Annotated in this window: 10 protein-coding genes and 1 rRNA gene; 9 read left to right on the top strand and 2 right to left on the bottom strand. The window is 70.2% G+C overall.

Annotated features, from left to right (window positions below):
• Positions 1-145 precede the first annotated feature (145 nt).
• From rrf to ACIP93_RS09120, 9 genes are all read left to right on the top strand, one after another.
• Positions 146-262 (top strand): 5S ribosomal RNA (gene rrf, locus ACIP93_RS09160).
• A gap of 73 nt (positions 263-335) precedes the next feature.
• Positions 336-980 (top strand): HAD family hydrolase, encoded by a 645-nt coding sequence (locus ACIP93_RS09155; RefSeq protein ID WP_380837312.1) that lies wholly within the window; start codon positions 336-338, stop codon positions 978-980.
• Between the two features lie 69 nt (positions 981-1,049).
• Positions 1,050-2,252 carry an MFS transporter gene (locus ACIP93_RS09150; protein ID WP_401756983.1) on the top strand — a complete coding sequence of 401 codons (1,203 nt, stop codon included), beginning with the start codon at positions 1,050-1,052 and terminating at the stop codon, positions 2,250-2,252.
• Entirely contained in the window at positions 2,221-3,396 is a 1,176-nt protein-coding gene (locus tag ACIP93_RS09145) for an acetoin utilization protein AcuC (protein WP_380837306.1), read from the top strand. Before ACIP93_RS09150 ends, ACIP93_RS09145 begins: the two co-directional genes overlap by 32 nt.
• A gap of 276 nt (positions 3,397-3,672) precedes the next feature.
• Positions 3,673-4,488 (top strand): phosphatase, encoded by an 816-nt coding sequence (locus ACIP93_RS09140; protein ID WP_401757046.1) that lies wholly within the window; start codon positions 3,673-3,675, stop codon positions 4,486-4,488.
• A gap of 129 nt (positions 4,489-4,617) precedes the next feature.
• Complete coding sequence (locus ACIP93_RS09135; RefSeq protein ID WP_185027739.1) at positions 4,618-4,830, top strand: helix-turn-helix domain-containing protein; 213 nt, start codon at positions 4,618-4,620, stop codon at positions 4,828-4,830.
• A 115-nt stretch (positions 4,831-4,945) separates the two neighbouring features.
• Positions 4,946-5,044: a 30S ribosomal protein bS22 gene (locus ACIP93_RS09130; protein WP_003948845.1), complete on the top strand. Its 99-nt coding sequence runs from the start codon at positions 4,946-4,948 to the stop codon at positions 5,042-5,044.
• Positions 5,045-5,283: 239 nt separating this feature from the next.
• Entirely contained in the window at positions 5,284-6,408 is a 1,125-nt protein-coding gene (locus ACIP93_RS09125; RefSeq protein WP_380837303.1) for an NAD-dependent epimerase/dehydratase family protein, read from the top strand.
• Between the two features lies 1 nt (position 6,409).
• On the top strand, positions 6,410-7,450 hold the full coding sequence (locus ACIP93_RS09120) for a lysophospholipid acyltransferase family protein (RefSeq protein ID WP_345229120.1): 1,041 nt from the start codon (positions 6,410-6,412) through the stop codon (positions 7,448-7,450).
• A 36-nt stretch (positions 7,451-7,486) separates the two neighbouring features.
• On the opposite strand, the gene ACIP93_RS09115 is transcribed toward ACIP93_RS09120, so the two are convergent.
• On the bottom strand, positions 7,487-8,713 hold the full coding sequence (locus ACIP93_RS09115) for a DUF5667 domain-containing protein (RefSeq protein ID WP_401756979.1): 1,227 nt from the start codon (positions 8,711-8,713) through the stop codon (positions 7,487-7,489).
• A gap of 217 nt (positions 8,714-8,930) precedes the next feature.
• Positions 8,931-9,719: an ECF subfamily RNA polymerase sigma factor, BldN family gene (locus tag ACIP93_RS09110; RefSeq protein ID WP_189821292.1), complete on the bottom strand. Its 789-nt coding sequence runs from the start codon at positions 9,717-9,719 to the stop codon at positions 8,931-8,933.
• Positions 9,720-10,144 lie beyond the last annotated feature (425 nt).

Raw genomic sequence — 10,144 nt, 5'->3', positions numbered from 1 at the left:
CCAGATGTGGAAGCCCGGTAACGGGTGGAGCTGACTGGTACTAATAGGCCGAGGGCTTGTCCTCAGTTGCTCGCGTCCACTGTGTTAGTTCTGAAATAACGAACAGTCCTGTGAGAACAGCCAGGTGTTCATATTTTCATAGTGTTTCGGTGGTCATAGCGTTAGGGAAACGCCCGGTTACATTCCGAACCCGGAAGCTAAGCCTTTCAGCGCCGATGGTACTGCAGGGGGGACCCTGTGGGAGAGTAGGACGCCGCCGAACAAATTTTAAAAAGCCGCTGCCCCCGAGTCTGTTGACTCGGGGGCAGCGGCTTTTTTGCGTTTATGGTCAGATCATGCGCTATGAACTGGTCATCTTCGACAATGACGGCGTCCTCGTGGACAGCGAGCCGCTCTCGAACAGGATTCTCTCCGGATACCTGACGGAGCTCGGGCACCCCACGACGTACGAGGACTCGCTCAGGGACTACATGGGGGCCGCCGTGCACCGGGTGCACGACCTCGTGCTGGAGCGGACCGGTCAGGAACTGCCGGTGGACTTCGGGGACCGGCTGCACGAGCGCGTCTTCGCCGCGTTCGAGCAGGAGCTGCGGCCCGTCCCCGGGGTGGAGGACGTGCTCGCCGACCTGGTCGCCGAAGGCGTGCCGTACTGCGTGGCGTCGTCCGGGAGTCACGAGCGGATCCGGGTCGGGCACCGCAGGACCGGGCTCGACGAGTGGTTCGAGGAGGAGTGGATCTTCAGCTCCGAGGACGTGGGGAAGGGGAAGCCGGCGCCGGACCTGTTCCGGTACGCGGCGGAGCGGATGGGAGTGGCGGCCGGGCGGTGCGTCGTCGTCGAGGACAGTCCGCTCGGGGTCCAGGCCGCGCGAGCCGCAGGGATGGACGTGTACGGGTTCACCGCGATGACTCCCGCCGAGCGGCTGGCGGGAGCCAAGGGGTTCTTCTCGGACATGAAGGAGTTGCTCGGGCTGCTCGGCTAAGGGGCGGGCCGAGATTGGGCGCGTGATCCATCTACCCACGGGTAGACCCGAGTCGTACTCTCACCGTTCATGAAAGATGCGCGCCTGCGGCACGGCAGGGCTTCCTTGGCGTTGAGCTTCTTCGCGCAGGGGCTTGCCTTTGCGATCCTCGTGACCCGCATCCCCGCGTTGCAGAGGCAGTACGGGATGTCGGACGCGGTGCTTCCGGTCTTTCTGGCGGCGGTGCCGATCCTGGCGGGCGCGGGCAGCTTCGTCGCCGAGGCGATCGCGAAGCGGGCGGGGCCGGCGGCCGTGCTGCGGTGGTCCCAGCCCATGGTGCTGCTGGCCCTCCTGGGGGTCGGGGCCGGGCGCGAGATGTGGCATGTCGCCGTCGCGCTCGGGGTGTTCGGGCTGGCGGTCGGCATGCTGGACGCGTCCATGAACATGCTCGGCGTCAGCCTTCAGCGGGCGTACGGGCGGAGCATCATGACCGGGTTCCACGCGGCGTACAGCCTCGGGGGAATCGTGGGGGCCTCGCTGGCGTGGGCGGGGGCGCACGGGGAGCTGTCGCTGCTCGCCCTCTACCTGCCGGTTGTGGGTGTACTGGTGCCGGTGGTGCTGGTGGGGAGCCGGTGGTACGTCGACGCGGTGGACGGCGGGGAGGGGGAGACGGCCGCGGCGGCGAAGGGGGCGGCGTTCTCGTTCAAGCTGTTGTTGCCGTTGTGCATGGTGATGGCGTTCGCGTACATCGGGGATTCGACGGTCTCCAACTGGAGTGCCAAGTACCTCCAGGACGTGCTGGGCTCGTCGGAGGCGCTGGCGACCGTTCCGTACAACCTCTACATGGTGACGACGTTGCTGGGGAGGGCCGTCGGGGACTTCGGGGTGCGGCGGTTCGGGGCGGCGGCCGTGGTGCGGGGTGGGGCGGTGGTGGCTGCCATGGGGTTCGGGGTGGTGGCGGCGGCTCCGGGGGCGTGGGCCGGGATGGCCGGATTCACGCTGCTGGGGCTCGGGTTGTGCGTGATCGTGCCGCAGACCTTCGCGGCGGCGGGGCGGATGTTCCCGGGGGCGAGTGACCGGGCCGTGGCCCGGCTGAACGTCTTCAACTACGTGGGGTTCCTGGTGGGGTCGCCGTTGGTGGGGGCGATCGGGGACGCGTGGAACTACCGGGGGGCGATGCTCGTACCGATGGTTCTGGTGTTGGTGACGCTGGTGTACGCCCGCTCCTTCGCGGCGGAGGGCGACCGATACGGTGGCGGGCATGAGCGGCCGCGCACTGTTGATGTGGGATGACGCCGTCACGGCGTACGACTTCGGCCCGCACCACCCGATGGATCCGGTCAGGCTTGAGCTGACCATGGGGTTGGTGCGGGCCCTCGGGCTGGACGCGGCGGTGGAGGTGGTGGCCGCGCCGGCGGCGGGGGACTCGACGTTGCACCTCGTGCACCGGGAGGACTACGTCGCCGCGGTGCGGGCGGCGTCCGGTGCGCCGGGGGAGGCGGACGGGTCGTACGGGCTGGGGACCGTCGACGACCCGGCGTTCGCGGGGATGCACGAGGCGTCGGCGCTGATCGCCGGGCAGTCCGTGGGGGCCGCGGAGGCGCTGTGGCGGGGGGACGCGGCGCACGCGGTGAACTTCGCGGGCGGGCTGCACCACGCCATGCCCGGTTCGGCGTCGGGGTTCTGCGTGTACAACGACGCGGCGCTGGCGATCGCGCGGTTGCTGGAGATGGGGGCCGAGCGGGTCGCGTACGTGGACGTGGACGTGCATCACGGGGACGGGGTGCAGGCGGCGTTCTGGGATGATCCGCGGGTTCTGACGATCTCGCTGCACGAGCATCCGCGGCATCTGTTTCCGGGGACGGGGTGGCCCGAGGAGACCGGCGGGGAGGGCGCGGCGGAGGGCAGCGCGGTGAACGTGGCGCTGCCGGCCGGGACCGGGGACGCGGGGTGGCTGCGGGCCTTTCACTCGGTGGTGCCGGAGCTGCTGGCCGATTTTCGGCCGCAGGTGCTGGTTTCGCAGCACGGGGCGGACACGCACGTCGACGACCCGTTGGCGGATCTGGCGGTGTCGCTGGACGCGCAGCGGGCGGTGCAGGCGGCGTGTCATGAGCTGGCCCATGAGTACGTGGAGGGCGGGCGGTGGCTGGCGTTGGGGGGCGGGGGTTATGCGGTGATGGATGTGGTGCCGAGGGCGTGGACGCATCTGGTGGGGATCGCGGGGCATCGGCCGGTGGATCCGGAGGCGGAGGTGCCGGAGGTGTGGCGGGAGTGGGTCCGTTCGTTGCGGGGGGAGTCGGGGCCGGGGCGGATGACGGATGGGAGGACGGTGGCTTGGCGGGGGTGGGATGAGGGTTATGACCCGGGGGACCGGGTGGATCAGGCGGTGGTGGCGGCGAGGAGGGCGGTGTTTCCGTTGCGGGGGCTTTTGGCGTAGGGGGTACGGGGCCGGGGGCGCGGCCTTGGCGGGGGCGTGCGGCCGGTGCGGGCGCTCGGGCCCGGGGCGGTGCCGGGGTGGGCCGGGGGCGGCAGGGGTCGCCCCTTGCCCGCCCTCCCCCGAGCTCTCGGCTTCGCTTGAGCAGGGGGCACCCCCTCGCACCCTTGGGGCGGCCCCGTCGCCCCAAGGGGGCCAGGGAGCCAGGGGATTGGGCTGATCGGTGGGGAGGGACGGGGTTCGGGGGACAGGGGGGTGGCGGGCGAGGAGCATGGTGGGGTGTTGAGTCGTGGGGCAGTGAGGGCGCACTTGTTGGCGGCGCGGTTGGCGGGGGCCGTGGCGACGTCGAGGGAGGTGAGTCTGCGGAGTTATCGGCTGTTCGGGGCCGGTGATCCGCGGGTGTTGCTCGGGTTGGAGCCCCAAAGGCGGTGGGGGGAGGGGGAGTTGGTCGACCTGATGGCGCAGAAGTGTGGTGTGTCGGGGGATCCGGGGTACCGGGTGGGGCCCGACGCGATTGATCCGGAGCGGACCCTGGCGGCCCTGGACGCCTTCGCCGAGAGGATCGGGGAGGCGGCCGCGCGGCGGGTTCCGGTGTTGTTCGGGACCGGCCATCCGCACCGGTTGCTCGATTTCTACGCCGAGTTGGCGGGGGCCATGTCGGCGGCGGGATGTGAAGTGCTCACCCCGGCGCGGGGGAAGCGTGTCGACATAACGACCCGGTTCGGCGTACGTACGTACAACCTTGACTACGTACGAGGAGTCGCGCTGATGCGCGAACCCGGCGCACGGGGCGGCGCGAGTGACCCCGGCGTGCACTCCCATTCTCCTCTGCCGATTCGGGTGGTTCTGGGGGCTGCGGCGGAGGGTGGCAGGCCCTTGCCCGGGCTGGTCGTCGGAGATCACGGTTGGGTCGTCGGCGCAGGTCAGCTCGGGTTTGAGGCGATCGGGCCGGCGGATGTGGACGACCCCGCGATGTTCGTCGGGGAGGCGGAGGGGCGGGTTGCCGTGGCCGTTCCGCTTGATGACGGTGTGCGGTCTGATTACTACCGACCGCTTACTCGCTATGTACTCAATCGAGCGTGTCTGTCACGGTAGCGGGCCGAACGCATCTCCTCTTCCCCACTCGCATCACCCGCCCCTAGTCTGGGGAGTGAGCGCACAGCGACGAAGAGTCACCGGAAGGGGAAGCCGGTGCGCGTCTTGTGCGGAAGGTACAGGTGGGTCATGACTGCTTCAGGCGAGAGGCCTCTCAACGAGGTCAAGTTTCTGACCGTGGCGGAAGTCGCCTCGGTGATGCGAGTGTCGAAGATGACCGTGTACCGCTTGGTGCACAGCGGTCATCTGCCGGCGATCCGGGTGGGCAGGTCCTTCCGGGTCCCGGAGCAAGCGGTTCACGAGTACCTCCGGGAGTCGTTCGTGGGGGTCGAGACGGCCTAGTCATGGCCTGGGCCGCCCTCGGATTACGTCCCTCACCCGGTGGGCGGTAGGCTAGGCCCTTGTAGGTCGTGTGGGCCCAGACGCCCCGCACCAGTAGAGAGAAGCGAGGGTAGTCGTGGGCTCTGTTATCAAGAAGCGGCGTAAGCGGATGGCTAAGAAGAAGCACCGCAAGCTGCTGAAGCGCACGCGCGTTCAGCGTCGCAACAAGAAGTAAGCGACGGCTTGACGCAGTACGCAGTTCGGAACGGCCCCCCTGCCGGCAACGGCAGGGGGGCCGTTCTGCGTTCCGGCCCCGGCACGCCCCCCCGGCCCCGGGTGGGCCCCGGGTGGCCGAGAGTGCCGCGAGGACATCACAGGGCGACATCCAGGCGCTAACGTGGCCCGGGGAGACCCAGGAGACCCGGCCCGGCCGGCCGGGAGACCGAAGGGGAGACCGAGGGGAAGGCGCTGATCTTGGGAAAGGTCGTGCTCGTCACAGGAGTGGCCCGGCAACTGGGGGGCCGCTTCGTGCGGCGCGTGCAGCGGGACCCGGAGGTGGACCGGGTGATCGGGGTCGACGCCGTCGTGCCCGAGCACCAACTGGGCGAAGCCGACTTCGTACGGGCGGACATCCGGCAGCCCGCGATCGCCCGGGTCCTCGCCGAGTACGGCGTCGACACGGTGGTCCACCTGGACGTCACCGGCACTCCGCTGGGCGGGGGCGGGGGCAGGGCCACCGTGAAGGAGACGAACGTCATCGGGACGATGCAGCTCCTCGGCGCGTGCCAGAAGTCGCCGACCGTGCAGCGCCTGGTGGTGAAGTCCACGACCAGCGTGTACGGGTCCGCGCCGCGCGATCCGGCCGCCTTCGGGGAGTCCACGCCGCCCAAGGCGCTGCCCAGCGGGGGCTTCGCGAAGGACGCCGTCGAGGTCGAGGGGTATGTGCGGGGGTTCGCGCGGCGGCGGCCGGACGTCGCGGTGTGCGTGCTGCGGTTCGCGAACATCCTGGGGCCCTGCGCCGATTCGCCGCTCTCCGAGTACTTCTCGCTGCCCGCGCTGCCGACCGTCTTCGGATACGACCCGAGGCTTCAGTTCGTCCACGAGGACGACGTGGTGGAGGTCCTGCGGATCGCCGCGCACGAGCCCCGGCGCGGGACGCTCAACAGCGGGACCTTCAACATCGCCGGCGACGGTGTGTTGCTGCTCTCGCAGTGCGCGCGCAGGCTGGGACGGCCGACCGTGCCGTTCCTGCTGCCTGCCGTGCGCTGGGTGGGCTCCGCGCTGCGGACGGTCGGGATGAGCGACTTCTCGCCCGAGCAGATACGGCTGCTGACGCACGGCCGGGTGGTGCGCACCGGGCAGATGCGCGAGACCCTCGGCTTCGAGCCCGCGTACACGACGGCCGGGACCTTCGAGGACTTCGCCCGCAGCCGGGGCCGGGGCCTGCTGCCGCCCGAGGTGCTCGCCCGTACGGTGGACAGGGCGGCAGGACGGGTCTCCGGGCTCGCCCGCGTCGTACGGCCGACAGGCGAGGCCTCGCCCGCCCGGCCCTCGTCCTTCGAAGCCCCGCCCGCCACGGAATCCAAGGAGCGCATCTGACATGGCCGACGCCAAGGTCATCCCCTTCGGTGACGAGCCCCGGTCGCGGCGCGGCGCGGGGAGCGCACGGGCGGGGGCCCACAAGCGCGGCGGCGCCCGCAAGAGCGGCTCGGCGGGTGCGCTCGCGCCCGTACCGCAGCAGCGGACGGCGTCGGCCGAGGACGGCCCGCAGGAGCCCGCCGAGCAGCCGCAGGAGCAGGGCGACGGCTGGGAGCGGCGGATCGCGGGCGGGCTCGCCTTCCTGCGGCGGCGGCTGACCGGGGACTACGAGGTCGACGAGTTCGGGTACGACGAGGAGCTGACCGATCAGGTCCTGATGTCGATGCTCCGGCCGCTGTACGAGAAGTACTTCCGGGTCGAGGTGAAGGGCATCGAGAACGTGCCCGCCGAGGGCGGGGCGCTGATCGTCGCGAACCACTCCGGGACGCTGCCGCTGGACGGGCTGATGCTCCAGGCCGCCGTGCACGACGAGCACCCGGCGGGCCGGCATCTGCGGCTGCTCGCCGCCGACCTGGTCTTCGTGCTGCCCGTGGTGAACGAGCTGGCCCGCAAGGCCGGGCACACCCTGGCGTGCGCGGAGGACGCGCAGGCGCTGCTGGAGCGGGGCGAGCTGGTGGGCGTGATGCCCGAGGGGTTCAAGGGGATAGGGAAGCCGTTCAGCGAGCGGTACAAGTTGCAGCGCTTCGGGCGGGGCGGTTTCGTGTCGACCGCGATGCGGGCGGGCGCGCCGATCGTGCCGTGCTCGATCGTGGGCGCGGAGGAGATCTACCCGATGGTCGGGAACTCCAGGACGCTGGCGCGGGTGCTGGGGCTGCCGTACTTCCCGATCACGCCGACCTTCCCGTGGCTGGGGCCGCTGGGGGCGGTGCCGCTGCCGACGAAGTGGACGATCCAGTTCGGCGAGCCGATCGAGACGAAGGACTACCCGGCGGACGCGGCCGAGGACCCGATGCTGATGTTCAACCTGACGGACCAGGTGCGCGAGCAGATCCAGCACACCCTCTACAAGCTGCTCGTGCAGCGGCGGTCGGTGTTCTTCTAGGCTCCGACCGCCGCTGCACCGGCAATGTCCGTGTGATTACCGCTTGTTGAGGTCCTCGCCGTCGATGCCCAGGCCCGGGAGCACGTCGGGGAGGATGGGCGGGATCGTGACGTCGGGGACGGCGGGCTTGGCGGGTTTGCCCGGCTTGCCGGGGGCGGGCGGGGCGGGCTTGTTGGACGGGGGGTCCAGCAGGTCGCCGGCGCCGCCGATCAGGCTCTCGGACGGCTTGCCGTCCGACGAGGCGGGCGGAGGGCTGCCGGGCTTGCCCTGGTGGGGGCGGCCCGGGGTGGTGCCCGGGGTGGCGGGGCGGGTGCTGTCGGTGCGGTGCGGGGTGCCGGGGCGGTCCTTGTGGGTGCCGGGGGCGGACGGCTTCTGGTCGGTCTGCGGCAGCGTGGGCAGCAGTGGCCTGAGCGGGTTGACCTTCTGGTCTATGGCGTCGAAGACGGAACTCACCTGCGAGCCGACGTCGCCGAGCTGGGCCGGCAGCAGGCCGCGCAGGCTGCTCCAGCTTTCGCGGTGGGACTTGGCGAACGCGTCGAGGGCCTGGATGGGGCCGATGTTCCCGTCGCGTTCGTACGCCTCGTAGAGGAGCCGGTGGCCCTCGTCGACGTCGTGCTTCATCCCGTTCAACGTGCGTCTTACTTCGCCCAGTTGCTCGTGGTCGAGCTGAGCCGCTCTGCCCCGCTCCATGAGGCGTCTGGCCTCCTGGAGTCTGGTGGACGCCTGGTCGAGGTAGATCCGGCCGCGGTCGGACACGTCGTCCGCCATGGTCAGCTTCAGATCTTCCATGCCGCGCTTGAGCCCGTACAGCGAATCACCGGGGAGGGCGTTGGAGCTGGCGGCGGCGACGCCGCCGAAGGCTCCGGCCGCCACTCCGACGGTGAGGCCGCCCGCCGCGAGGCCCTTCGACCAGCGGGAGCGGGGGCGCAGCTTCCGGAGGGTGGCCCGGTGGGCCCCCCGGCCGGTGCGCTGCTCGGGCACCTGAGGACCCGTGGGGCCTTCCGCGGTGCCTTCCAGCAGCATGGCTTCCATGGCGGCGACGAGCTGGGCTCGTTGCACCACTTTGACCTCGGGGTCCATTTCCGGTGCGGGCAGGTCGCCAAGGCCCGCGACAAGGGAGAGCAGTGCTCCCTGGTCACCGGGCCCTTCGGCTGCTCCGGCCGTACCTTCGGGCTGTTCGGCCGCCGTGCCCTGGAGTTCCTGGTCCTCCAGGGCCTGGGCGAAGGCGTTGGCCCGCCGGTGCGCCGATACGTTAGCGATCACTGGCGGCACCTCCTCTCGTCATGACGATCGACTCCCCGGGTGGTCCGGAAGGTTGCACGCCATGAGCGCATCCACACGATGGAATGAGTGGCTGCGGGCATGGCGTGACCGCAGGGAGCCTGCATTCCGCACAACGAGCCGTTGGGCAGTTGGGTTACGGACGAAAGATGATCCGACTGCCGAAGGGTTCAGACTTCGACAGCCGGTGATCGAACGGTCACCTGGCGTCGTCGGGGAGCAGGCGGGCGAGAGTGCGGACCGCCCGGTACTGCAGGGTCTTGATCGCGCCTTCGTTCTTGCCCATGACGCGGGCGGTCTCGGCGACCGAGAGCCCTTGCAGGAAGCGGAGTGTGACGCACTCCTGCTGCTGCGGGTTGAGCTTGCGCACGGCTTCGAGGAGGGCCGCGTTGGAGAGGGACTCCAGGACGGAGTCCTCGGGGCTGCGCTCGACCTCGTTGGCGTCGAGCATTTCGCCCGTGGTCACTTCGAGCCGGAACCGGCTCGACTTGAAGTGGTCCGCGACCAGGTTCCGGGCGATCGTGACCAGCCAGGCGCCGAAGTCACGGCCCTGCCAGGTGAAGGTGGAGATCCTCCGCAGGGCGCGCAGGAACGTCTCGCTGGTCAGGTCTTCTGCCGTCGCCTTTCCGCCGACGCGGTAGTAGATGTAGCGGTAGACCGTGTCGCTGTACTGGTCGTAGAGGCGGCCGAAGGCATCGGCTTCGCCTCCCTGTGCGCGCTCGACGAGGTCCATCATGCGCGCGCTGTCGCTGTCGGCGGTGGGCCGACGGACGGTGGACGTGCCGGTGCCCGACCCGCCGCCGGCGCCGCGGCTACGTCTGCCGACGGCGGCACCGCCGTCGGCCAGGGCGTAGCAGGGTCCTGCGGGTAGAGGGGTGGCAAAGGCGGGGACGGCGTACGCGGTGGGGACGAAGCCGCGCAGTCGGTCGATGACCGTTGCGCGCAGCGTAGCCAGGCCCGAGGCGTCAACCCCGACGTGTGGGTACACGGGACTCCCAGAGGCAGAGCTTCCATCACGTGCAGTGCCGGACTGTTCACTCGTGATGCTGATGAATGGGTTCCGGAATGCGTCTGAGGAGAATAACGCTTCGTACAGGCAGCACTACACCCAGTTGCTCAAATCATCGTTTCCGTCGCTTCTGTTACGTCTGAGTGACGGTTCGGACAGCAGATAGTGAGCACTTGTTGATCGCTTCGCGTCGCGATCTGGCCGAATGCGGGATCTGTTGTGCCCGAGTGCCGGGAGGACGACTGGCCGGGCGATCCGGGGGTAAGCCTCGGGGATTGGCCGCCGAACGGCTGTGGCACGGAGAAGGGCCGGGGCCCGCCCCCCCCCGGGGGGGGGGGCCGCGCCCACGTACGACGCGAAGCCTGGGGGGGCTGTTGAGCGGGGTGCGGGGGGGGGAGGCGTCA

The organism is Streptomyces sp. NPDC088745 (genome assembly GCF_044751045.1).
In the GTDB taxonomy this organism is placed as follows: domain Bacteria; phylum Actinomycetota; class Actinomycetes; order Streptomycetales; family Streptomycetaceae; genus Streptomyces; species Streptomyces cremeus.
This window is presented reverse-complemented; position numbering and strand designations above follow the sequence as displayed.

Coding starts and splice junctions, on each gene's coding strand:
- ACIP93_RS09155 (WP_380837312.1), top strand. CDS start 336: ATGCGCTATGAACTGGTCATCTTCGACAATGACGGCGTCCTCGTGGAC.
- ACIP93_RS09150 (WP_401756983.1), top strand. CDS start 1,050: ATGAAAGATGCGCGCCTGCGGCACGGCAGGGCTTCCTTGGCGTTGAGC.
- ACIP93_RS09145 (WP_380837306.1), top strand. CDS start 2,221: ATGAGCGGCCGCGCACTGTTGATGTGGGATGACGCCGTCACGGCGTAC.
- ACIP93_RS09135 (WP_185027739.1), top strand. CDS start 4,618: ATGACTGCTTCAGGCGAGAGGCCTCTCAACGAGGTCAAGTTTCTGACC.
- ACIP93_RS09120 (WP_345229120.1), top strand. CDS start 6,410: ATGGCCGACGCCAAGGTCATCCCCTTCGGTGACGAGCCCCGGTCGCGG.